21 protein-coding genes are annotated in these 22,846 nt (G+C 43.9%); 4 read left to right on the top strand and 17 right to left on the bottom strand.

Annotation, left to right across the window (positions count from 1 at the left end; translation table 11 throughout):
* Positions 1-25 precede the first annotated feature (25 nt).
* Entirely contained in the window at positions 26-1,750 is a 1,725-nt protein-coding gene (gene acsA, locus MKY52_RS24450) for an acetate--CoA ligase (RefSeq protein WP_076282936.1), read from the bottom strand.
* 160 nt (positions 1,751-1,910) lie between these two features.
* Here acsA and MKY52_RS24445 point away from each other — a divergent pair, with 160 nt between their 5' ends.
* Positions 1,911-2,543 carry a GNAT family N-acetyltransferase gene (locus tag MKY52_RS24445; RefSeq protein ID WP_341054087.1) on the top strand — a complete coding sequence of 211 codons (633 nt, stop codon included), beginning with the start codon at positions 1,911-1,913 and terminating at the stop codon, positions 2,541-2,543.
* A 7-nt stretch (positions 2,544-2,550) separates the two neighbouring features.
* Here MKY52_RS24445 and MKY52_RS24440 read toward each other — a convergent pair whose 3' ends face one another.
* The 3 genes from MKY52_RS24440 to MKY52_RS24430 form a co-directional block, all read right to left on the bottom strand.
* Positions 2,551-3,246, bottom strand: coding sequence for a 5'-methylthioadenosine/adenosylhomocysteine nucleosidase (locus MKY52_RS24440; RefSeq protein ID WP_341054085.1), 696 nt, complete (start codon positions 3,244-3,246; stop codon positions 2,551-2,553).
* A gap of 89 nt (positions 3,247-3,335) precedes the next feature.
* On the bottom strand, positions 3,336-4,346 hold the full coding sequence (gene ccpA / locus MKY52_RS24435; RefSeq protein ID WP_042187330.1) for a catabolite control protein A: 1,011 nt from the start codon (positions 4,344-4,346) through the stop codon (positions 3,336-3,338).
* Between the two features lie 264 nt (positions 4,347-4,610).
* Entirely contained in the window at positions 4,611-5,015 is a 405-nt protein-coding gene (locus tag MKY52_RS24430) for a hypothetical protein (RefSeq protein ID WP_341054083.1), read from the bottom strand.
* 254 nt (positions 5,016-5,269) lie between these two features.
* Between MKY52_RS24430 and MKY52_RS24425 the strand changes: the two genes are divergently transcribed.
* Positions 5,270-5,794, top strand: a complete 525-nt coding sequence (locus MKY52_RS24425) for a type 1 glutamine amidotransferase domain-containing protein (RefSeq protein ID WP_042126813.1) — start codon at positions 5,270-5,272, stop codon at positions 5,792-5,794.
* A 91-nt stretch (positions 5,795-5,885) separates the two neighbouring features.
* Here the strand turns inward: MKY52_RS24425 and MKY52_RS24420 are convergent, their stop codons facing one another.
* The 7 genes from MKY52_RS24420 to aroA form a co-directional block, all read right to left on the bottom strand.
* Positions 5,886-7,313 (bottom strand): DUF4179 domain-containing protein, encoded by a 1,428-nt coding sequence (locus MKY52_RS24420; protein WP_341054081.1) that lies wholly within the window; start codon positions 7,311-7,313, stop codon positions 5,886-5,888.
* On the bottom strand, positions 7,306-7,836 hold the full coding sequence (locus MKY52_RS24415; protein WP_341054079.1) for a sigma-70 family RNA polymerase sigma factor: 531 nt from the start codon (positions 7,834-7,836) through the stop codon (positions 7,306-7,308). Before MKY52_RS24415 ends, MKY52_RS24420 begins: the two co-directional genes overlap by 8 nt.
* Before the next feature lie 180 nt (positions 7,837-8,016).
* Positions 8,017-9,786: a phosphoenolpyruvate--protein phosphotransferase gene (gene ptsP, locus MKY52_RS24410; RefSeq protein ID WP_042187321.1), complete on the bottom strand. Its 1,770-nt coding sequence runs from the start codon at positions 9,784-9,786 to the stop codon at positions 8,017-8,019.
* Complete coding sequence (locus MKY52_RS24405; protein WP_076282943.1) at positions 9,783-11,669, bottom strand: glucose PTS transporter subunit IIA; 1,887 nt, start codon at positions 11,667-11,669, stop codon at positions 9,783-9,785. The genes ptsP and MKY52_RS24405 overlap by 4 nt, the downstream gene beginning before the upstream one ends.
* Positions 11,670-12,146: 477 nt before the next feature.
* Positions 12,147-12,815 carry a hypothetical protein gene (locus MKY52_RS24400; protein WP_341054077.1) on the bottom strand — a complete coding sequence of 223 codons (669 nt, stop codon included), beginning with the start codon at positions 12,813-12,815 and terminating at the stop codon, positions 12,147-12,149.
* A gap of 367 nt (positions 12,816-13,182) precedes the next feature.
* On the bottom strand, positions 13,183-13,617 hold the full coding sequence (locus tag MKY52_RS24395; protein ID WP_341054074.1) for a CoA-binding protein: 435 nt from the start codon (positions 13,615-13,617) through the stop codon (positions 13,183-13,185).
* 75 nt (positions 13,618-13,692) lie between these two features.
* A complete protein-coding gene (gene aroA, locus MKY52_RS24390; protein WP_042187311.1) occupies positions 13,693-14,985 on the bottom strand; it encodes a 3-phosphoshikimate 1-carboxyvinyltransferase in 1,293 nt (430 codons plus the stop codon).
* A 109-nt stretch (positions 14,986-15,094) separates the two neighbouring features.
* Here aroA and MKY52_RS24385 point away from each other — a divergent pair, with 109 nt between their 5' ends.
* Positions 15,095-15,400 carry a rhodanese-like domain-containing protein gene (locus MKY52_RS24385; RefSeq protein WP_341054072.1) on the top strand — a complete coding sequence of 102 codons (306 nt, stop codon included), beginning with the start codon at positions 15,095-15,097 and terminating at the stop codon, positions 15,398-15,400.
* Positions 15,401-15,404: 4 nt separating this feature from the next.
* On the opposite strand, the gene MKY52_RS24380 is transcribed toward MKY52_RS24385, so the two are convergent.
* The 4 genes from MKY52_RS24380 to MKY52_RS24365 all read right to left on the bottom strand — a co-directional run bounded on the left by MKY52_RS24380 (position 15,405) and on the right by MKY52_RS24365 (position 20,082).
* Positions 15,405-15,953, bottom strand: coding sequence for a shikimate kinase (locus MKY52_RS24380; RefSeq protein ID WP_341054070.1), 549 nt, complete (start codon positions 15,951-15,953; stop codon positions 15,405-15,407).
* Between the two features lie 272 nt (positions 15,954-16,225).
* Positions 16,226-17,641 (bottom strand): NADP-dependent phosphogluconate dehydrogenase, encoded by a 1,416-nt coding sequence (gene gndA, locus MKY52_RS24375; RefSeq protein ID WP_076117650.1) that lies wholly within the window; start codon positions 17,639-17,641, stop codon positions 16,226-16,228.
* A gap of 266 nt (positions 17,642-17,907) precedes the next feature.
* Positions 17,908-18,504 carry a hypothetical protein gene (locus tag MKY52_RS24370; RefSeq protein WP_339247373.1) on the bottom strand — a complete coding sequence of 199 codons (597 nt, stop codon included), beginning with the start codon at positions 18,502-18,504 and terminating at the stop codon, positions 17,908-17,910.
* Between the two features lie 288 nt (positions 18,505-18,792).
* Positions 18,793-20,082, bottom strand: coding sequence for an MFS transporter (locus MKY52_RS24365; RefSeq protein WP_076299471.1), 1,290 nt, complete (start codon positions 20,080-20,082; stop codon positions 18,793-18,795).
* Between the two features lie 96 nt (positions 20,083-20,178).
* Here MKY52_RS24365 and MKY52_RS24360 point away from each other — a divergent pair, with 96 nt between their 5' ends.
* On the top strand, positions 20,179-21,654 hold the full coding sequence (locus MKY52_RS24360) for an aminotransferase class I/II-fold pyridoxal phosphate-dependent enzyme (protein ID WP_042126789.1): 1,476 nt from the start codon (positions 20,179-20,181) through the stop codon (positions 21,652-21,654).
* A 130-nt stretch (positions 21,655-21,784) separates the two neighbouring features.
* On the opposite strand, the gene MKY52_RS24355 is transcribed toward MKY52_RS24360, so the two are convergent.
* On the bottom strand, positions 21,785-22,096 hold the full coding sequence (locus tag MKY52_RS24355) for a DUF1292 domain-containing protein (protein ID WP_042187300.1): 312 nt from the start codon (positions 22,094-22,096) through the stop codon (positions 21,785-21,787).
* 80 nt (positions 22,097-22,176) lie between these two features.
* Positions 22,177-22,731 carry a copper amine oxidase gene (locus tag MKY52_RS24350; RefSeq protein ID WP_042187298.1) on the bottom strand — a complete coding sequence of 185 codons (555 nt, stop codon included), beginning with the start codon at positions 22,729-22,731 and terminating at the stop codon, positions 22,177-22,179.
* Positions 22,732-22,846 lie beyond the last annotated feature (115 nt).

Raw genomic sequence — 22,846 nt, 5'->3', positions numbered from 1 at the left:
GGAACGGTGTTTTTTATGATCCATTCTAATCTTCTATCGTTGATAAATCGCCAGTTGGGAGATGAAGCTCCCAAGCCTTTAATACACGCCGCATGATTTTACCTGATCGTGTCTTAGGAAGTTTATCCTTAAATTCGATCTCTCTCGGCGCAGCATGCGCAGACAGTCCGGCTTTAACAAATGCCGCGATCTCCTCTTTGAGAGCAGCTGTAGGAGTATAGCCTTCTCTCAGCGAAATGAAAGCCTTGATAATTTCCCCACGCACCAGGTCTGGTTTACCAATTACACCCGCTTCTGCCACAGCAGGATGCTCTACCAATTTACTCTCCACTTCAAAAGGTCCTATACGCTCACCAGAAGAGTTGATAACGTCGTCAATCCGTCCTTGAAACCAGAAATATCCATCATCATCCATATAAGCAGAATCACCAGAAATATACCAACCAGGAATGCGGAAATACTCCTCATACTTCGCCTTATTGTTCCAGATCGAATTCATCATGGATGGCCAAGGAGTCCGTATTGCAAGATTCCCCATTGAGAATGGTGGGAGAACATTGCCTCGATCATCTAAAATCGCTGCTTCAATGCCTGGCAACGGACGGCCCATAGAACCTGGTTTGATATCCATTCCAGGATAATTACAGATCAGTTGCGCTCCCGTCTCTGTCATCCACCAGGTATCATGAATGCGCTGATTGTAGAACTTATCTCCCCAACGCACCACTTCAGGATTTAACGGTTCTCCAACAGACAGGACATGGCGCAGGCTGCTCAAATCAATTCCCTGAATTGAACTCTCTCCTGCCCCCATCAACATACGAAATGCTGTAGGTGCACTGTACCAAATACTAACCTTATTTCGTTCAATCGTCTTATACCAATCCTGAGGACTAAAGCGTCCCCCTCTCACGACATTCGTTACCCCATTTAACCAGGGAGAAAATATTCCGTAAGATGTTCCTGTCACCCAGCCTGGATCAGCTGTACACCAGTAAATATCATCTGGACGTAGATCCAGCACCACTCTACCTGTATAATAATGTTGAATCATTGCTCTTTGCACATGATAAACGCCTTTAGGTTTTCCTGTAGAACCAGATGTATAATGCATGATAAGGCCATCGTCCAGGTCAAGCCATTCCAATTCGAGCTCAGAAGACGCGTTATCCATCTCCTCAGTGAAACCTAAGTTACCTTGCTCGATATCAGTGGTACCGCCTACTAGAAAAATATGACGCAAATTCGGAAGCTCATCTCGCTTCACACGATGAAGTAGTTCAGGTGTAGTAACCAAAGCAACCGCACCACTATCTTCCAGCCGGTCCTTAACTGCTGTTTCCATAAAGGCTTCGAACAGAGGGCCCGCTATTGCCCCAATCTTCAGAATACCTAGTAAACTAAAATATAGTTCCGGTTGACGAGGCATAAAAATAAATACCCGATCTCCCTTACCGATACCATATTTACGCAATACATTTCCGAACCGATTCGACCGTTCCTGCAGATCGGCAAATGTATAGGATTCATCCCGCACCGCATCACTGTAGAGCAGGGCCGTTGCCGCTCCCCGTCCTTCTTGAACGTGGCGATCCACTGCTTCATGTGCCATATTAACCTTTCCAGTGTCATACCATGAGAAGTTACGTTCAACATCCTCCCACTTAAAATTGGCTACTGCCTGGGTGTAATCAGACATATTGGAGCTCTGCACACGGCCAGGCAAAATTTCGCTATGGACTTGACCCATCACTCTTGCCTCCCTCACTCGTTTGATTTAAGCTTTAAGGGTAAGACTCTTCTCTTAGATAATGATGTCAATGCAATGAATGTGAATTTTTTATGTCTGAATTAGTATAACATAGCAAACGTTTACATTCCATATTTTATCATCCGAAAGGAGCACGGCTATGGAGCATCGTAAAATCCCTGTTTCCCATACGCTTTCATATAAAGGTAGAACAATAACAATAAGTGGCCCCCGATCTCCAGAGGACCTTAAAGCCCTCCACATGCATCATGATCTTGATGCCTTCCGCAAGCCGATTGAACAGCACGAAGCTCTCATAGAGATTGCTAGCCTGCCAGAAGGACGTATAATTACAGCTGTAGAGGATGGCACTATAATAGGCTATGTAACCTTTCATTATCCGGATGAAATGGAGCTTTGGTCACAGGGTGGAATGATGGATCTAATTGAGCTTGGAGCTATTGAGGTGAGTAATGATTATAGGGGAGCCGGACTAGGCCGGCTGCTGATTTCCACTGCTTTTGAGCAAGAGCAATTGGAGAATTGTATCGTCTTTACAACAGAGTATTATTGGCACTGGGATTTAAAAGGAAGTGGGCTTGATGTGTGGGCTTATCGTCAAATGATGGAGCGGCTAATGAAAACTGTAAATATGGTTTGGTATGCTACGGATGATCCCGAAATCTGTTCACATCCAGCAAACTGCCTAATGGTTCGTATTGGACAAGAGGTACCTATGTCCTCACAGGAGACTTTCGACAGGGTACGCTTTAGACAGCGCTTCATGTACTAAACGAGTATTAAAGGTGCTGCAGCATATATTCTAAGATAGAATGTGAGCGCCCTGAGGCTTCCACCGTGAACTCCTTAAAACTCACATTTGCTGACCCGTCAGACTTATCAGACATCGAACGAATAATAACAAAGGGAGTGGCGTTCATCACACACACTTGTGCAACCGCCGCCCCTTCCATCTCCACGCACGCTCCGTCCAATTCCTCTCTTAATTTGGCTACAATCTCCGCATTAGAAATGAATTGATCACCTGAAAGTACTTTGCCGACCAAGTACTTTTGGCCTAACTCGTTACACGCCCTCTCAGCAAGGAGAACCAATGAAGGTTCTGCCTGAAAGACAGAATTATCTTGATAAGGTATTTCACCTTTTGAAAAGCCAAGTGCTGTAGCATCCATATCATGTTGAACACAAGTAGATGAAATAACAATATCTCCAATATTCAATTCAGGGTGCACAGCCCCAGCAACCCCAGTAAACAACACACGAGACACACCAAAGGAATCAATTAGAATTTGTGTCGTAACTGCTGCATTTACTTTACCTACCCCAGATTTACAGAGCACTACAGACTTTCCTAATATATTTCCTATGTAATAATGAATTCCTGCCTTGACCTTCGTCTCCTTATTCTCCATCCTTTCTAGTAGTAGCTTAATCTCTTCATCCATCGCACCAATTAATCCGATTATTTCAGGCAAAGATAACGCCTCCTCCGATGATTTACTCTGTAAAAAACATAAAAAGCTCCAAAAGGAGCTTTTTACGGAAATACTGTTTAGTTCTTAAATTACTTATTCAGATGATTAACAGACAAGCGGAGAATCGTTTCATGAGGCAAGATAACCCGCGGATTCTCAACCGTCTCTTTCTTCATGAGTTTCGTCAAAAGTCTCATTGCTACCGCACCTAGGTCATACATAGGCTGGGCTACAGTTGTCAACAATGGACGAACCATCGAAGCCATACGGATGTTATCCACACTAATAATGGAGAAGTCATCCGGTACCTTCAGGCCTTCATCCTGAATACTGTGAATTGCACCAATAGCCATCTCGTCGGTTGCGGCAAAAATAGCGGTTGGCTTCTTCTTGAGTCCAAGGAAATACTTCATGGCTTCGACACCAGATTCATAGCGGTAGTTACCGATACGTACCAAGTCTTCTTGATACTCGATTCCAGCCTGTTCAAGTGCCTTCTTATAACCATGGAAACGTGCATATCCATTCGCAGGATCCTGGAGTGTACCACTGATCATTGCAATTTCTCGGTGACCGTGACGAATCAAAGTATTCACTGCATCAAAAGCAGCGGTTTCATGATCGATGTCAACGGAAGGATAAGTTCCCTTCTCATCCCGTGTAGCACATAGGACAATCGGAACTGCAGAAGTCTGGAAAGCTTGAATATGTTCTTCGGTTACCGTACCACCCATGAAGAGCAGACCATCGACCTGTTTCTCCAAAAGGGTATTGATGACACGGATTTCCTTTTCTTTACGCTTATCCGCGTTACACAATATAATATTGTAATGATACATGTTCGCGATATCTTCAATCCCGCGTGCAATTTCTGCAAAAATCGAGTTTGAAATATCAGGGATGACAACCCCAACGGTTGTCGTTTTCTTACTGGCAAGTCCTCTCGCCACGGCATTGGGACGATATCCCAAACGCTCAATCGCTTCAAAAACTTTCTTCCGGGTCTGCGGTTTCACGTTAGGGTTATTGTTCACAACCCGTGATACCGTAGCCATAGATACGCCTGCTTCTCGAGCTACATCGTAAATGGTTACCGTCAAATTACTCTCTCCATTGCGATAAATTTTATCGTTCGACTAATTAAAAATATGATACGACACTTTGTACAATTGTGCAATGATAACGCTTCATTTTCCTTTCAAAATTTCTTTCAAGGCTGAAGACGTAACCCCTAATTACAATTTTTGACTAGTGTAGGTTTCCCTATTCACGAGCACAATCATGTAACTTCTATCTATCGTAACAAAAAGTGAGTGAAAAATCCAACATTCCGTGAAAGTTTTTCATTATTTTCACAGAATGTTTTAATAATTTGCGTTTTTAGTCGTTTGGAACGTTAATTGAGACAGTCTTCGACTAGTTTCTTCCATCCAATTCTGGTCTTTGAGCCCCTCAGCTAGTCGGTATAGATCAAGTAACATATCCACTCTAGCCTGAATTGTCTCTCGGATAGCCAACTCTAATTCTTGAAATCCTCCGACAATAACCTCTGTCAAAGCTTCTTTTAGGACACTAGCTAATTCATTTCTTTGAGTAAACGAAAAAACTTGTCTTGGCACATCCGCGTTCAATTCTTTCACTAGCTTTCCTAAATCTGCTTTAATAAACGACAAGGGCTCATAACTAGTACATTTCGGACAAGTATAGACAGGGACATGTGTAATCTTCACCCTCGTATTAAAAATCAATGAATGCATATGTAAGTTCATGAGGCCCCCACAGCTACACAACTTCTCCATTAAGTTATCTGTATACATCTTCTACACCTCTTGCAAGAAATGAATTAAGTACAAAGTATGACTTTTCAATTTCTATATTCGACCCCCCTCGATTAAAACCCTCCTTAATTGCATATAATGATTAAATTGGCAATTCGTCTATAATTTACAACCCTCCAGATGACTTCGTATTTTAAATTTGATAGAATATGAAGGATCATGTGATACGAAAGGAGCTTAACAAAATGAGACTAGCTGGAAAAAAGGTCATAGCACTCGTAGACGATGAATTTGAAGATTTGGAGCTCTGGTATCCCGTGTACCGAGTAAGAGAAGAAGGCGCTGAGGTTCACTTGGCAGGTTTGGAAAAAGATAAAACATACATCGGCAAATATGGTGTGCCTGCAAAAGCGGAGTACTCCTGGGACGATCTTAATGCCGCAGATTATGACGGGATTTTAGTTCCTGGCGGCTGGGCTCCTGATAAAATCCGTAGATACAGTGCCGTATTAAAGCTAGTACAGGATTTCAATGCAGCTAAGAAACCTATTGGGCAGATTTGCCACGCAGGCTGGGTATTAATTTCCGCTAAAATTCTGGAAGGTGTAACCGTCACCTCCACACCCGGCATCCGTGATGACATGGAGAATGCCGGAGCGATATGGAAAGATGAAGCTGTGGTTACGGATGGACATATTATTTCTGCTCGTCGCCCGCCAGATCTGCCGCCCTATGGCAAAGCTTTTTGTGATGCGTTAGCTGGGGAATAAACAGTAGAATTAAAGTTTAAAATCAAACAAGCCCTGTCTCTCAATTTGAGGAACAGGGCTTTTGATTAATCACATCGCAGTCTCTTTCTGATTATCTAATCCTAACAGAATCCGTCTCCATGATCATATTTGGATAATTTGTAAACCTAAAGGTCAAGGGTTGGGGCAGATTTTCCTTGCCTACGTTAAGAAAATAAGTTACTGTTGTTCCTTTAGCATCCTCACTATACTCTCTATATCTAGAGTAATTATCAGAATCTCGAACAAGCCAATGTCCGCTTCCAGCGCTATCCACAAAATTATCGTCTATCCCAAAACCGGTTGCTTCATGCAACTCCTCAACTTTTTTGGGAATCAATAAATCCAATACTATAATCCCCTTTTCTTCGTCCGCGGTCCGTTTTGAAATCGTGAGATAGTTATCCGGTACCTTTAGAATTTCCTGTGTTTCTGTGTTAATCACAAGCTCGACCTTTGATTGATCTAGAGCGGAGATTCCTCCAACTTCTAGTTTGATTGGATCATCAGGTCTCATATTGTCGTTGTGGTAAACATAATTTTTCAAGCCTCCGCTTACTGAAGAAACACTATTTGCCCATATTTGTTCCTCTTGATGATCCCCTTTTCCAATAACTAGCTTAGGTGTAAGCAAATTAAAAATCCTCATTGTATTCTCTCTTCCAAAGGTTTCCCGCATATAAATCCCTGTAGGTCCAATATAGACATTATCCATTTTAATTTCCTGTCCAGCGATAGAAATACTTTTCTTCAGATCAACGACCTCACCTTGAAAATAATCTTTTTCAGCACTCATCGGAATGTTAACACTCAAGTTTCTTATATTTTTACTCATTAGAGATTGATCTGCATTTTGTGGCATGATTGTTAATGTAATATTTAGTTCTTCCGGTAGCTTGTCCTGATACTTATCCCATACAATTTGCTCAAACATTTGAGTTGTTCCTGGAGAACCATCCTCCGGCTTCCCATACGTGCTAAATCCACTGTAACCAGTCAGAGAATTAAGATCATTTCTGCCTCTTTTCAACGTTAATCCCATAGTCTGCAACTTCTGATCTGTATTATTCTGGATTGTATAAAGCACAGCAATACCTCTATGATCTGCCATGATTCCGTTAACAGTCCATGTTATCCCATCTACCTCAGCAGAGGAGACATCTACCTCCTTCAACATACCTGCATCAAGTGCTGATTTAATCGACAGATTATTAGAAATAATGGGTCTAAATAACTCAAGCTTCCCCCAGCTTTTTGGTGGTAACTGCGCACGTACAGGATTGGCCATCTGATTTACCCGTGGAACAATAATCAATAAGGCGATAGCTAAGACCGCCAACGTAATAACAGCGTATCTTTTTCTAAAAGATAACCCTTTTTGGTTACCTAGCTGCATCCCCTTGCGAATCGCGGCGTCTAGTTTAACTTCCGGGATTTCCTCAGCCTCGACATTAATTTTATGAAAATATTCGTTAAGTAGCTTTTCTTCAGACTCAGCCATAAAATAGATCCCCCTTCCGTTTCATTCTGTCACGCAGTTGTTTCAGACCTTTGTTGAGCCATGTCTTCACCGTACCCTCAGGTTTATCGAGCACCTCTGCAATTTCTGCAAGGGTCATATCCTTGTAATATTTGAGTACAAGCACCTGGCGATACTTCGGCTTAACCCCATCCAGCGCTTGTTCCATGTCCAATCTGCGGTCGCTTTTCATCTCCATAATCCCTATATCACTTCGAGTAGCTTCTGTGACAACATTCCTCTTTCTGCGCTTCAACTCATCATTACAGCAATTGATCAGAATGCGTGTTAACCAAGGAACAAACCTTTCGGAGTCCTTTAAGCTTTTACGTTTAATCCATGCAAGACAGGTTGCCTCCTGCAGAACTTCTAACGAATCCGCCTCGTTTCGCAGATAGCTGTAAGCAATGCTGTAAAGCTTTCTTTTCTGTTCAGCTACCAGCTCGTAGAATGTATCTTCTTCCGTAGCAACTATTTCCATTTCGTCTTTAATAATGTGTTCCATCCTTGTTTTGTCCTCCCCCCTTGCCTTAACGCATAAATCATTCCTGTACAACACGCTCTATGTATAGACTGCGCCGAAGCGCAAACGGTTTTGTTTTTTTATAACAATCTAGTACAAAAGAAAAAGGCCCGGCAAGAATGCCGAACCTTGATGTGGACTTGATGATGTAGCGCTTGATAACTATGAAGAAGCTTTCTCCTTTGTTTCCACGCTCGTTCCAAGCGTAATACCGCTTTTCTGAGCATAAGCACTTAGGATTTCTTCCGTTTCCGAGCTTGTACGATGATGGAAGCAAGCTTTGGCAACCCTTGTAGCGTCTATAGCCAGTGTATTCAGGGTACGGTGTTTAACCTTCAGCAGTGCCTGCGGCGACATGCTTAGATCACTAATCCCTAACTCCAGCCAAAGTGGCAAAGAACGCTCATCTGCCGCCATTTCACCACATACACTAATATCTATTTTTGCATTACGCGCTGCTTCTACAGTCATACGGATCATTCGCAGAACCGCTGGATGATATGGATGATACATATGCGCAATTTGTTCATTCATTCGGTCTACGGCTAGTACATATTGCACCAAATCGTTCGTACCGATACTAAAAAAATCAACTTCCTCCGCAAGTAAATCCGCAATCATAACCGCAGCTGGAACTTCAATCATAATACCGACTGGAATATTCCGATTAAACGGTATGCCCCGTAGCTCCAGTTCAGCCTTCACTTCTTCCAGTACAGCTTTTGCTGCTTGTACTTCTTCTACGGAAGATATCATAGGGAACATTAGCTTTACATTCCCATACGCACTCGCCCGCAAAATGGCTGTTAGCTGAGTTTTGAACATATCCTGTCGATTTAAGCTGATTCGAATGGCCCGATAGCCAAGGAACGGATTCTGTTCTTCTGGCAGCTGGAAGTAATCCAGATGCTTGTCCCCGCCTATATCCAGCGAACGGATCACAACCATATTGCTGCCTACCTTCTCGACAACCTGTTTGTACACTTCGAATTGTTCATCCTCGGTTGGGAAAGAACTGCGATCCATGTAAAGAAACTCTGTACGGAATAGACCTACACCCTCGGCTCCATACTTAAGCGCTAAATTCAGTTCTTTGACTGAGCTGATATTACCAGCCAATCGCAGGTTAACGCCATCTTTAGTGACGGCATCGACTGTAGCAAGCAATTCCAGTTGTTCTTTCTTTTTATGCTGCTTATTCCGAAGAGAAACATATTCATTGATCGTTACCTCATCAGGATGAATTTGCACTGATCCGGTGTCTCCATCTATCACGAGCATGTCTCCGGTCTGAATTGGGTTAGATAAATTATTCTCCAAACCTGCTACGAGCGGAATGCCCAGCGCACGAGCCATAATGGAGGAATGTGAGGTTTTACCGCCCATCATAGTAACAATACCTAGAACATAAGTTGGGTTCAAGTGAGCTAACTGGGAAGGAGACAACTCCTTCGCTACGAGAATATACGGCTGTGTATCCGATGGCAGCGTGACCTCAGGAGCACCTAAAAGATGCTTTAACAGACGGTTACCGACATCCTTGATATCAACCGCCCGCTCCTTCATGTATTCATCATCCAGCAGATCAAACATCGCTACAAAATGATCAATCGCTTCCTTAACAGCCACTTCCGCCGCCTTATACTGGCGTTCAATAATCCCCCGAATTTCGCTCATAAACACCGGATCATCCAAAATCGCCAGATGAGCATCAAAAATGCTAGATTCCTCCGGACCGACTACTTCTCTGAATTCTTTTTTTATGAATTCAATCTCGTCCTTAGAGGTACGGATACCTTCGTATAAACGCTCAAACTCCTTAGCTAGATCCACTGGGTTCACTTGTGTGTCTGGTAAGCTCCACTCCCAGTTCGGTAAGACAAAGGCCTTCCCGATAGCTACACCTGCTGCTGCGCCTATGCCTTGTATCATCCTTCTATCCCTCCAACGTTACTTTCATGTAAGACTACGGACATTACTGAAGATTGCCCCTTTTTAACATTTTTAAATGGAGCATAGCTCCATGATTTTACTCGATCAGGATTCGTAATCACCATTGGTGTAGCCAGTGAAGCTGCATGCTCACGCAAATAAGCGAGGTCGAATTTAACAAGTAATTGACCTGGTTCCACACTGTCGCCTTCTTTTACAACCGCCTCAAATGGCCCTTTAAGCTGCGAAGTGTCGATCCCTATATGCATAAGCACCTCCAGCCCTTCCGGCGTAGCAATACCAACGGCATGCATTGTAGGATAGACGTGCATAACCTTCCCGAATACAGGCGAAGTAAGCTCCCCTTTTTCCGGCAAAAATGCAACTCCATCACCCACCAGCTTCGCTGCAAAGATGTGATCCGGCACTTCCTCAATGGGCATCATTCTACCCTGCATCGGAGAACTGAACAGCACCTGCGGCAAATCACGAAGCATTAGCTTATTAATCTCCTCGCGGATCAACTCTGAATACGTACCAAATACTACCTGGACATTCCCGCCACCGAGCTTGATAATCCCAGCGGAACCAAGACCTTTAAGCGCCCCTGTATCTATAAATCGATCATTATGGACGGTTAGCCTCAAACGAGTGATACAGGATTGTACTTGTACGATATTCTCCTTGCCACCAAGCGCCTCCAAGATCAATGGTGCCTGATAAGGGATATTGCCTGCCCAATCACCAAGTTCAGAACCTTCTTCACGCCCTGGTGTCGGGATCTGAAAACGGCGAATCGCCCAGCGGAACAAATTATAATACACAATCCCATAACCAATACCGATCGGAATCAAAAGCCAAGCCCTCTGTGACAGATGCAAATTCAAAAAGAAGTCAATCGCTCCTGCCGAATAAGAGAACCCGTGATGAATTCCCAGCATATAGGTCAGTACCATAGCGAGGCCAGACATTACAGTATGTATCGCGAATAAATACGGAGAAGCAAACAAAAACGCGAATTCAATCTGCTCCGAAACCCCGGTCAGAAAACAGACCAAAGCCGCTCGCATAAAAGTCTTTTTAATCTTAGGCTTCAAGTCCTCGCGCGCTTCCTGAATAATAGCAAAAGCAATGGCTGGCAGTGCGAACATCATAATCGGAAACAAACCCGCCATAAAAATGCCCGCCGTAGGATCGCCTGCAAAAAAACGTGGCAAATCCCCCTGAACGACAGTGCTACCATCAGGAGTTGTAAAGTTTCCAAACTGAAACCAAAACACATTGTTGAGAATATGGTGAAGACCGAAGGCTGTTAGTACTCTATATAGCACTCCATAAATAAAAACGCCAAATCCGCCTGTCTGCAATATCCCTTGAAAAAGATCATCCAGTCCTCTTTGCAGCAGTGGAGAGATCCCTAACATCACCCATGCAAAGCCAGCCGAAAACAATCCCATGAACAGCAAAACAAAACGCGAACCTCCAAAAAACTGTATCGCCTCTGGAAGCTTGATATTTTTGAACCGGTTTTGAGCGATACCGGCAACTATACCCAGCAAAATTCCGATAAGTGTTGCAGGTTGTACAAGCCCGTCTCCCATATGGGTAACAATCCGGTCGTAAGTGAACATTCCAGCCAGTGCTGCAAGACCCGCCGTTCCAGCTTGATTGGATAATCCCCACGCTACACCCACAGCGAACAAATAAGGCATAAAATAAAAGATTCCCTGCCCAGCGTATGTAGCCACTTCGGATACCGAAGAAAGTCCCCATGCAGACCAAGGTAAGCTGCCCAAACTAAGCAAAATGGCTGCCGCCGGCAGTACCATGGTAGGAAGCATTATGGCTCTGCCCAATTGCTGCAATGATCCGAGCCAATTCAAGGCTACCCTCTCCTTTCTTTCTATATTGAATGGTAAGCGCTGCGGGGGTTTTTGTCAAAATAAACTGAAGGAAATATTCCGATGCAATATGCTGTTTTCGCTAACCTATATACGTATCAAGATACGTATCAAGATTTCACTCGGATGACCTGAAGAATTTAGTATATGATATAGACCTTTCATTTTTCAAAATGCTCTTAGGAGACTCTCTGGAGATTCTCTGGTGACTTTTATAACTTCGGATTAAAGACCCCTAGGAGGTTCTCGTATTCTAATGTATTATGTGCAACAGAATAAGCTTAATTTTGATGAAAAATGGTTTTGATTGCACTTTGTACAATAGAAATTCCTTAAATCACTTTATTAAGGATCTATTGCTCTTTTTGATTGCACAAAGTGCAATGAAGGTAATTTTTTTAAACTGAAACGAAGATTCTATTGTACAAAGTGCAATCTAACGCTAAATTCACTCACTCATCACCATTTTTGTTCAGGGTGCATTGGTCGCAACTCATAATGTCTAACCCCTCTTCTACCTACTTTAGGCTTTATTAGCCCCTTCTCACTCAACGAGTGCAACAATCTGCGCGCCGTTCGAAAGTTAATGCTGAAATGCGTGGTCACATCCTTTGGACGGATCGCCCTACCCAGTCGCCAAGCCAACCGCAGAACCTCCTTCTCCTCACACAAAATATCCACGCCTGCAGATTTGCGCGCCAAATGAGGTGCCAGCACCAATTGCAAAAGCATCCGACACACCTCGGGGCGGTGCTGAAGATCATCAACAGAAAAATGAATCATTTTCCACCCCATTCCGGTCAGAAAAGTGTCCCGATTAACTGCGTAGTTGAATCTCTCGCGGTCCATGTCCTTCACATGACTTTGAAACCCGTCGCACTCAATCCCGAGACTGCCGCCGCTCTGCGGAAGAAAAGCGAAGTCCAGAAACTGAGATTTACGGTTCCAGTCGTACACTTCGTATTCTGGATGCAAATCATCAAGGCTCTCAAACAATGGCCACCATACATTCTGCAAGAACAACTTCTCCGCATAATTATGCCCTCTAACCAGCCTCCCCCTTCTTTCTCCTGATCTTTCAGTCAAGTGCTTGTTAATGAACATACCATGTGCTTCTTCAAATTCCATTATGGTATCCTCCCCTATAAAAATAAAAAAACGCCCTTCACCGCAAATCATGCGGATAAAGGACGTTCTTCGTCTAACTTCAGTATAACAAGCTCAGTTAGTGATTTGCATTAGAAATTGCACAGTCTGTGCAGCCAATCGTAATCAAACAATGCTTTTGATCTTGGCTGTTCTTTAACATTAAATTTGCAACTACTTCAGCGTCAAAAAATTTAGTTCGCTGGTTTGTTAGTTTGTTCTTTTGTCTGTCGGCTCGTATGCTCGCCGGTTCCTCGTTTGCCCGTTCGTCGGTTCGTTCGAAATCCCTTGACACACGCTGTGATCATCATTTTTTCAATAGTCAGATAAAGTGTTGAACTACCGAAACTTATGTCCGACTACGGCCATGCATCGTGATCGCTTCTTCGACCTTGATGCAACGGTCCATAATCGCCGTCATACCGTGCTCAGCGGCGATTTCAGCGGCTTCCTGGCTGATTATACCCTGTTGGAGCCAGAGCACACGTGCGCCGATTTCAGCGGCCTCCTGTGCGACCTTTGCGCAGTATTCGCTTCGACGGAACACATTAACAATGTCCACCGGCTCTGGAATTTCCGCTAACGTATGATAGCACTTTTCTCCCAGTATTTCACCATTAACCAATGGGTTTACAGGAATGATCCGATATCCCCGACTTTGCATAGCACCCGCGACCATATAGGAGGTACGGTCTGTTTTGTCAGATAGGCCAACAACTGCAATATTACCGGCAGAAGCAAGGATATCTCCGATCTGTTCCCGACTTGGATTCTCAAAGCTCATACACAGTGCCCCTTTCCATAGTTACACTTTATGATCCTTATTTAACTGAAGCTAAATTCGCTAGCCCCCTTACTTCTATTGTACCCACTCCACATTCGCACCAAGCGCACGCAGGTGATCAAAGTATTGCGGATACGACTTAGCGACATGGTGAGCATCCTTGATCAATAGTGGTTTACGCGCTCGTAAACCTACTACTGACAGCGCCATAATTACACGGTGGTCGTAATGCGCGTTAATCGTCACACCACCTTCGACGCCTTCAGGCATGCCGTGAACGATAATTTCATCGCGGCGTTCCTCAACATTGGCTCCTGCACGAGTCAATTCTGCCAAGTAATCAGTTATACGATCACATTCCTTATACCGAAGGTTCTCAACGTTATAGAATCGTGAAGTGCCTTCAGCAAATACGGCAGCAGCTACCATAGCCAGCACCGCATCGGTTGCAGCATCTCCGTCGAATTCAACAGCTTTTAGAACGCCGTTCCCTTGTACGTGAACTGTTCCCTCTTTATGAGTAAGCGGTACTTCCATCATACGCAACACATCAACAATGGCTCTTTCTCCCTGCTTACTCTGTTCCACAAGACGATGTACCTTAACATCTGACTTTGTAACCGCAGCTGCTGCTAGAATAGCCGCAGAGCCAGGATAGTCACCTTGAACGGTATACGTTTTTGCCGCATAGGCTTGACGACCTGGCACTTTAAAGGACATATAATCATCCGCCGCATGAACCACAATTCCAGCCTGCTCCAATACTTCTAGCGTCTGACCTACGACAACCTTTGATTTCAAATCATCAAGGACAATAATTTCACTATCTTCTTCAAGCAATGGTGTCAAGAATAATAGAGCACTTAGGAACTGGGAGCTGACAGCACCTGAAACTGTAATTCTACCCCCAACAGGTTTGCCACCGCGGATCGTGATCGGCAACTTACCTTCATTATGCTCTACCTTCACACCAAGCTGTTCTAGAGACACGATCAGGTCGTCATGTGGACGTTTGCCCAATGAGTCAGGATACGTATTAACGAATGTGACCTCAGGGCTTAAAGCAGCTACAGCCATTAGAAAACGTAATACTGCTCCTGCATTCCCCACATTAAGCTCCTTAACATCCTTAGGTTTGCGACCAAAGCCTTGAATCACAATCTTCTCATCATCTTCTGTGAGTACAGCTCCCAAATCTGCAATACAACGACGGATGGCATCGCTATCTTCACTATGTGCCGGATGATAAATCGTACTTACGCCTTCTGACAATGCGGCAACCAGCAAATAACGAGTGGTATAGTTTTTGGAAGAGAGGGCCCCAAATTCTCCTTGCAGGGATGGCGTTGGCCTAACAATAACGTCCATAATATAAACTCTCCTTAGTAGATATAGTTGTATGTAGTGCTCGTTTGACAGGGTATTCCATGCTTGTGTTATCATTAAACCATTCTTCTGATGAAAAGAGGTCACAACCATGCATAATGTTCCACAAATTACACCGCAAGAATTGCGGCAGTGTCTAGAGACAGGGGAAGACCTTGTACTCATCGACGTTCGTGAAGACGAAGAGGTTGCCTTCGGGATGATTCCCGGTGCACTGCATATCCCCATGGGAGAAATTCCACACCGCACTGAGGATATTCCAAGCGATGCCAAAGTGATCTTTATTTGCCGTTCCGGTGCTCGAAGCCAGCGTGTCTGCGAATATCTACAACAGTTTGGCTATCATGCTACAAATTTAAGCGGCGGTATGATTGAATGGAATGAAACACTCTCTTAAAAGCTCAGCCGCGGTAATGCATTAAAATATATTGCGACACTTCTGCCGCTGTCAGTCCCGTTGTATCGACCGTGTAATGCGCGAACAGGTAAGCTTCTCGACGGTCTTCCATGATACGTCTAACCCGTTCTTCTGCATTGCCGGCGAGCAGCGGACGATTCTGATCTCCACTAACGCGGGCAATAATCTCTTCTTCTGTTGCCGTTAGCGCAACCACATGCCCTTTACTCAGCATTAAATCTGTATTCCCCGGCGCCAATACCGCGCCACCACCAGTAGATATTAATTTATTCTCAGACTCTAGCATACGCTTTAGTACTGCTGTTTCCACGCTTCGAAAGTAATGCTCTCCATCTTCCGCGAAAATTTCTGCAATACTTCGGCCTTCAGTTTCAACAATGACATGATCCAGATCAACCAGCTCGTAACCCAGTTCCTCGGCCAAAATAGCGCCTACTGTTGACTTCCCCGTTGCCATCATCCCTACTAAAATAATGTTCTTATTTCTTTGCTCTTCGTTGAACTTTTTAAATTCTTCTGTATCCCCAGTCATGTCTATCCTCCAACCGCGATATTTGTCATATCATAACACAGGGTCAAAACATTAGACAATCTGCTTCACTTAGTAATTCCAAATCAAAACTTCAACAAAAAAGGCCCGAAAGCCTCCCCATTTCTGGTGAAGCAATTCGGGCCACTTTTTTAAAAATATAAGAAAGTACAAGTTTCATGTTATACATTAACCTTATATTTCTCGCATAAACGCTTCTTACCGTCCTTTAGGGACGCCGAAGGCGTTATTGCTTATAACCGTAATAAACTAGATTATTCTGCAGACATCCAGTTGTGGTGGAAAACGCCTTCTTTGTCTACACGTTTGAACGTATGTGCGCCGAAGTAATCGCGTTGAGCCTGAAGCAGGTTCGCAGGCAGTCTTTCTGTACGATAGCTATCATAGTAAGCCAATGCGCTGGAGAATCCAGGTACTGGAACACCCATCGTTACAGCTGAAGCGATTACTTTACGCCATGCGGATTGGTAATTGTCCATAACATCCTTGAAGAAAGGATCAAGCAATAGGTTCTTAAGATCTGCATTGTTCTCGTAAGCATCCGTGATGTTTTGTAGGAAACGGGAACGGATAATGCAGCCACCGCGCCAAATTTTAGCCAACTCGCCATATTTCAGATCCCAACCGTATTCGTCGGAAGCTACGCGAAGTTGAGCGAAACCTTGAGCATAGGATACGATTTTACTTGCGAACAATGCTTTACGCACGTTCTCGATGAATTCAGCTTTGTCGCCATCAAATGGCGTAGTTTCTGGTCCGTTAAGCACTTTGCTTGCTTCTACGCGCTCATCCTTCATTGCAGACAAGAAGCGTGAGAATACGGATTCCGTAATCATGGACAAAGGTACGCCAAGATCCAGTGAGCTCTGGCTTGTCCATTTACCAGTTCCCTTTTGGCCAGCGGAATCAAGGATCACGTCAACCATTGGTTTACCAGTTTCTTCGTCATACTGAGCAAAAATATCTGTAGTAATCTCGATCAAGTAGCTGTCGAGCTCACCGCTATTCCACTCTTTAAAAATATTGTGAAGTTCTTTTGCATCCAGACCTAGAACGTCTTTGAGCAGCTGGTAAGCTTCACAGATCAATTGCATATCACCATATTCGATACCGTTGTGCACCATTTTAACATAGTGTCCCGCACCGTCTGGTCCGATATATGTACAGCAAGGCTCACCGTTAACTTTAGCTGAGATTGCAGTTAGGATTGGTTCAACTAGCTTATACGCGCTTTCTTGACCGCCAGGCATAATGGAAGGACCTTTAAGAGCTCCTTCTTCACCGCCAGAAACCCCAGTTCCAACAAAGCGGAAACCTTTTTCTTCCAAATATTTACTGCGACGAACCGTATCAGGGAAATAAGCATTTCCTCCGTCGATAATAATGTCGCCTTGATCAAGATGCGGCAACAGTTGCTCGATGGTAGCATCAGTAGCTTTACCAGCTTGAACCATGATCAGAATTTTGCGCGGTGTTTCCAGCGAAGCTACAAATTCCTCAACGGAAAATGTGCCTACGAGGTTTTTACCTTCCGCCTCAGCAAGAAGATCATGTGTCTTCTCCGGTGAGCGGTTAAACACGGATACGGAAAAACCTTTGCTTTCGATATTTAGAGCCAAATTCTTGCCCATTACCGCCAAGCCAATAACGCCGATTTGTTGTTTTGCCATCTGGTCCTCCACCCTTTGCACCCTATATTTTTGGGAAATCCATTTCTCGCAGTATAAGAATACCACCCTTTATCAGAGACAGCAAAGCCTGCCCTGCGAATAAAGATCAAATTCATCGACAAATCCATTGCCAATATGAAAATGATCACAATGACTATTTTAACGTTTTTAGCACCAGAAGTGAACCCCTGTCTGCAAGTTCTCAAACAAATCTAAGACACCCCGAAATTCGGGGTGCCCCTAAGCAACTTATTTCGGCACCTTGTTTACCATTCTAACATATACAATTCCTTCGTCAAAAAGGTCAGCTGAGCTCGGCATTTCTCCGCTCGAATCATATCCTCAGCCTTAAGTGCATCATTTAATCGATCCAGCTGCTCATCCACTTCAATCCTACGCTGGCGAATTCGTTCCTCTCCTTCAACAGAATAAAAGAGCTTGGTCAGCTCCTCATCTGTGAGCATAGGACCCTTCTGGTATAAGACTCGCTGCTGATAACCCGAGATTTCGACAAGACGAATCACTTCACCGAATAAAATATTTTCAATAATGATCTGACGATCCCGGAAGCGCTTTACAATGGCATGGCCTCGCATGTCCCCAATTAATTTCTCCATCCATTCTGACAAGCGAGCATCACGAATCATATAGTCACCAACGAGTTTATAACCATCTTTGATCCTTTGAAAACGTAATTTCACCAGTTTTCGACCCGTACGGACCGAAATTACAAAGACCTGTTCGTTCTCGCTCCAATATAGGGAATAACCTTTTTGAATCAAATCCTTGATCAGGTCCTGGATATGCTGTCTGTCGAAACGCAGCTCCAGGTTACAATACTCCACCTCGTCGTTTTTGTTCACGGCACTCCCCCCTAACTGCTTCACATCTGCAAAGCCAACTCAATTGTTGAATTCTTGATTATTTATGGCTGCCGGACCTCTTCAAGTAGTAGTTACTTTTGAATTCGTCTTAGTCTTATTTTATACTTCAGTTTATGTAGCGGTAACTTGGTTTATTGACTATTTTTACCCGCAACAGACTTTCTCCAAACGCTGATTGAATTTTTTATTTCTTTTAGTCCTTTTAATTCCTAAAAAAAGCCGCTGACAACTAATTCTCAGGTTGTCAGCGGCTTTTCACATCTAAGGTCAACTAGTTTTAAATTTCAACTTCGTTCTGTGTACAATTAGTAAATGCAGCCCAAAGAGCATCAACATTACAATTGCACTCATCAGAAACGGAACACCGTGACCTACATGGTCCCATAGTCTCCCTGATATCACTGGTCCTGCCACCATCCCTGAGCCTTGCAAGGTCAAGAAAAGCCCCCACACAGTCCCTCGTTCCCCCTTAGGCACTTGCTTAGCCAGAAAGGCATTCCATGCCGGGAGAATAAGCGCGTAGCTTATACCGACCAATGCCACCGCGATAAAAGCAAGCGGGAGCCAGCGTACCTGTGAGAACAGGGCAAGCGAAAAGGCGGCGAGCAAAAAGCCAATGTTCAGAAACACAGTTGTTCCTATTCGGTCTACCAGCTTTCCTGCTGGAATTAGAGCGAGCACCGTAATCCCACCACCGGCAATCAGAAGTAGGCTAAACTGATTTGGACTAACATGCAACTCTGTACGTGCAAACAAGGTAACTACTGGGGTCATCAAGCCAATGGCAAAAGCCTGAAGAAATAAGGCCGGATATAGTAGGCGACTGACTTTAAGCGTCGTTCTGACCTGATGAAGTGTTCTTTTTATACTTTCTAACGGACTAATTTTTTTACGTTCAACGACTCCACCAAGCCCCTCCATGTCCCTAACAACTGCATGAGTGCCACTTGACGAGATTCTTTTAGGTAGAAATAGGGCAACTACAACTACTACAGCAGCACACCCTAGCAGGACCAAAAAGGCTACACGATAGCTTTGTCCCCCCTGATCCATCAAAAAATTCACTACAATCGGACCGATTCCCGTTCCTGCGAGCGATGCCATCTCTACAGCACCCATAGCTGCACCACTGCTGCCGCTTTTAGTAGATCCCGCCAATTCCGTTATTCCAGTCATCACACAAGGCCAAAGCGGGGATGTCCCGATCCCAAGAATAAGACAGGCAATCGAGAGCGTAACTGCTGTTTTGGCATATATTATCATTCCAACAGCTACTAGGATCAACAACAAGGCACTTGTCATGGTCCAGCGAAATCCTATGCGCTCCATAACCCAGCCAGAAGGACTGCGGAATAGATTATCCCCCAAATACTGGAGTGCAAAGGCAAAGCCTACTACCGTAACAGATAGACCCAAAATATTCTCCATATATACGGGTAACAAAGCGACAAGTAGCGACCCTTTAACAAACTCAACTAAAAAAATAATTACCCACATCTCCATGATAAATGGCGACGTCAAACTGATATGTGTACGTTGCGCAGCTTTCGTGGACATTCTATCACATCCAAATCCTAGTATTCTGTAGATTGTTTTGTTATACTGATGCTTGCCTTAAATTTTAATATTCGCGAAAGGTTGTGACAGCATTAAATGAATCAACACCGTACTCCCCTCTTCACAGCTTTAAAAAAGCATGCCGCCGGCAATCCCGTTCAATTTCATATCCCGGGGCATAAGAAGGGGCTAGGAACCGATGCCGAATTCCGTGAGTTTATCGGCGATAACGCTCTATCCATCGATCTAATCAACATCGCACCGCTTGATGATTTACATCAGCCAACTGGAGTAATCCAGGAAGCTCAGAAGCTGGCTGCGAAGGCTTTCGGCGCCGACTATACGTATTTTAGCGTACAGGGCACGAGCAATGCCATCATGACGATGATCCTCTCTGTCTGCTCACCGGGTGATAAAATAATTGTGCCGCGCAACATTCATAAATCTGTGATGTCGGCCATTATCTTCTCCGGAGCCAAGCCTGTGTTTGTCTCGCCTGTTCAGGATGAGAATCTTGGGATAGATCACGGCATAACGACCAGTTCGCTGGAACGAGCGTTAAGGCGTCATCCAGACGCCAAAGGAGTTCTAGTAATCAATCCCACGTACTTCGGTGTATGCGCCGACCTGCGTTCGATTGTCGACCTGGCTCACCGTTACGGTGTACCCGTATTGGTGGACGAGGCACATGGAGTACTGATTCATTTTCATGAGGATCTGCCGGTATCGGCCATGCAGGCCGGAGCGGACATCGCTGCCACTAGTGTGCATAAACTTGGCGGCTCCATGACGCAAAGCTCGGTACTGAATCTTAATGCTAAGACGGGTCTGATTAACCCGCAACGGGTACAGACCATTATGAGCATGCTGACTACAACATCTACCTCATATATTTTATTAGCGTCTTTGGATACATCAAGACGTAATCTCGCGCTGAACGGTCATGAAATGGCGGAAAGAACCATCAGACTGTCCAACTACGCACGCGAAACGATCAATACGATCGAAGGCCTGTACAGCTTTGGAAAAGAGATCCTTGGGACAGAAGCAACATTTGATCATGACCCAACTAAGCTCAACATTCATGTGCGCCATTTAGGAATCACAGGATACGAAACCGAAAACTGGCTGCGCGAAAAGTACAACATCGAAGTAGAACTAAGTGACATGTATAATATTCTTTGCCTTATTACCCCAGGTGATACCCAAGAATCAGTAGATAAATTATTAGCTGCACTTCGGGTGTTGTCCGCCATTCATTACAGCAAGGGTGAAATCTACGAACTTAAGGTTCAGGTTCCAGAAATTCCACAGCTTGCTCTGATTCCAAGGGACGCTTTTTATGCGGATACGCAGTTAGTTCCATTCCGTGAATCTGCTGGCTACATTATTGCAGAGTTTATATATGTATATCCGCCTGGAATTCCTATTCTTCTCCCTGGCGAAGTTATCACTCAGGATAACATCGATTATATTATTGACCATGTGGAGATCGGACTTCCGGTTAAAGGTCCTGAAGATCGCAGCATCACGAACATAAAAGTGATTGTAGAAGCCGATCCTATTTCCTAAGACCCATCATTTTCCTAAAAAACTTCATTCATTTATACAAAAACCCGATACCATAATAAGTATCGGGTTTCTGTATATAAACATCAACTGTCATATACACAATAGAACAGCTTAATTTAGTCGCTAAAATCTATTCTTGCTGAGCAAGGAGATTGTTGTAAGCTTCTTCAACAGCTTTCCATTCTTCTTCATCTTCGATATTGTACAATACCATTTCTTCGTCTTCTTCTTCCATGCGCAGAATAATGCCATCCGCTTCAGGATTTTCCTTTTCTAACAGCAGCGCGTATAGTTTCTCACCGATGTCGAAAGTTTCAACCAATACCATTTCAACATCTTCGCCCTGCTCGTTCGTCAAGGTCAGCACAAACTCCTCGTGCTCATGGTCGTGATCATGCCCGCAACCGCATGCTTCACCATGCTCATGTTTGTGATCGCTCATTGTAATACCTCACTTTGAATTGTATTATCCTACATCTGGTATACTACCACGTTAGATTAGTTCAGGTCAATTTAGAACCCTTAATTAAGAGCTGTAATTACCTTTTCTGACACAAGAACGTAATCCGCATTTTTGGAAGCTTTCATGTAGAAGCCTACCCGATATTTGCCGGTTTCTTTAAAATCATAAGTAAACTCCGAGGTCGGAAACCAGAAATTATCCTTCTGCGAGCCTTCAAGCTCCTGCGACTGAATATCCTTAACATTACCAGAGGGGTCCGTAATGGCTACTTTTACAGCTGAAACCTCTTCTGTTAAGCTATCTACCTGGGTTAATATTTTAATCTTAAGCTTGCCTACGTTTACGTTACCAAAGACCGTATTATCCTTAAAAAGAACAATATGAACATTAGGCTTAAGAATCGTCACTTTTCCAGATCCATCCCAATTCACTACCCCGCCCGCTTCTCTTGCGGGAATATATGTTTTTCCATCAATCAAATAACCGCCGTCTACAATTTCCGTCCCGTTGTTCCATACCCTGATTTTCTTACTCACAGAATCGGCGAACAATAAGGAGCCACCCATCAAGGAAAAAGCAAACACACATAAAGTGACTTTTTTCCATCTATTCATTTGAAACCCTCCAAATAATTCATGCTATTAATGTATACTTACTTTGTCTCAGCAAGTTGCGCTAATTGTAGGTAAATATTTCATTCATCTTCCGAAAAATGATATTATGTACTTG

Origin of the sequence: Paenibacillus sp. FSL P4-0184 (assembly GCF_038004625.1) — a bacterium.
Taxonomy (GTDB): Bacteria; Bacillota; Bacilli; order Paenibacillales; family Paenibacillaceae; genus Paenibacillus_AQ.
Note: the sequence above shows the minus strand (reverse complement) of the source record. Positions and strands in the feature narration are given on the sequence as shown.

Coding starts and splice junctions, on each gene's coding strand:
- ptsP (WP_042187321.1), bottom strand. CDS start 9,786: ATGATACAAGGCATAGGCGCAGCAGCAGGTGTAGCTATCGGGAAGGCC.
- MKY52_RS24355 (WP_042187300.1), bottom strand. CDS start 22,096: ATGAGCGATCACAAACATGAGCATGGTGAAGCATGCGGTTGCGGGCAT.
- MKY52_RS24360 (WP_042126789.1), top strand. CDS start 20,179: ATGAATCAACACCGTACTCCCCTCTTCACAGCTTTAAAAAAGCATGCC.
- MKY52_RS24395 (WP_341054074.1), bottom strand. CDS start 13,617: ATGAGCTTTGAGAATCCAAGTCGGGAACAGATCGGAGATATCCTTGCT.
- MKY52_RS24385 (WP_341054072.1), top strand. CDS start 15,095: ATGCATAATGTTCCACAAATTACACCGCAAGAATTGCGGCAGTGTCTA.
- MKY52_RS24365 (WP_076299471.1), bottom strand. CDS start 20,082: ATGTCCACGAAAGCTGCGCAACGTACACATATCAGTTTGACGTCGCCA.
- MKY52_RS24425 (WP_042126813.1), top strand. CDS start 5,270: ATGAGACTAGCTGGAAAAAAGGTCATAGCACTCGTAGACGATGAATTT.
- MKY52_RS24445 (WP_341054087.1), top strand. CDS start 1,911: ATGGAGCATCGTAAAATCCCTGTTTCCCATACGCTTTCATATAAAGGT.
- MKY52_RS24380 (WP_341054070.1), bottom strand. CDS start 15,953: ATGACTGGGGATACAGAAGAATTTAAAAAGTTCAACGAAGAGCAAAGA.
- MKY52_RS24430 (WP_341054083.1), bottom strand. CDS start 5,015: ATGAACTTACATATGCATTCATTGATTTTTAATACGAGGGTGAAGATT.
- MKY52_RS24350 (WP_042187298.1), bottom strand. CDS start 22,731: ATGAATAGATGGAAAAAAGTCACTTTATGTGTGTTTGCTTTTTCCTTG.
- gndA (WP_076117650.1), bottom strand. CDS start 17,641: ATGGCAAAACAACAAATCGGCGTTATTGGCTTGGCGGTAATGGGCAAG.
- aroA (WP_042187311.1), bottom strand. CDS start 14,985: ATGGACGTTATTGTTAGGCCAACGCCATCCCTGCAAGGAGAATTTGGG.
- acsA (WP_076282936.1), bottom strand. CDS start 1,750: ATGGGTCAAGTCCATAGCGAAATTTTGCCTGGCCGTGTGCAGAGCTCC.
- MKY52_RS24415 (WP_341054079.1), bottom strand. CDS start 7,836: ATGGAACACATTATTAAAGACGAAATGGAAATAGTTGCTACGGAAGAA.
- MKY52_RS24400 (WP_341054077.1), bottom strand. CDS start 12,815: ATGGAATTTGAAGAAGCACATGGTATGTTCATTAACAAGCACTTGACT.
- MKY52_RS24420 (WP_341054081.1), bottom strand. CDS start 7,313: ATGGCTGAGTCTGAAGAAAAGCTACTTAACGAATATTTTCATAAAATT.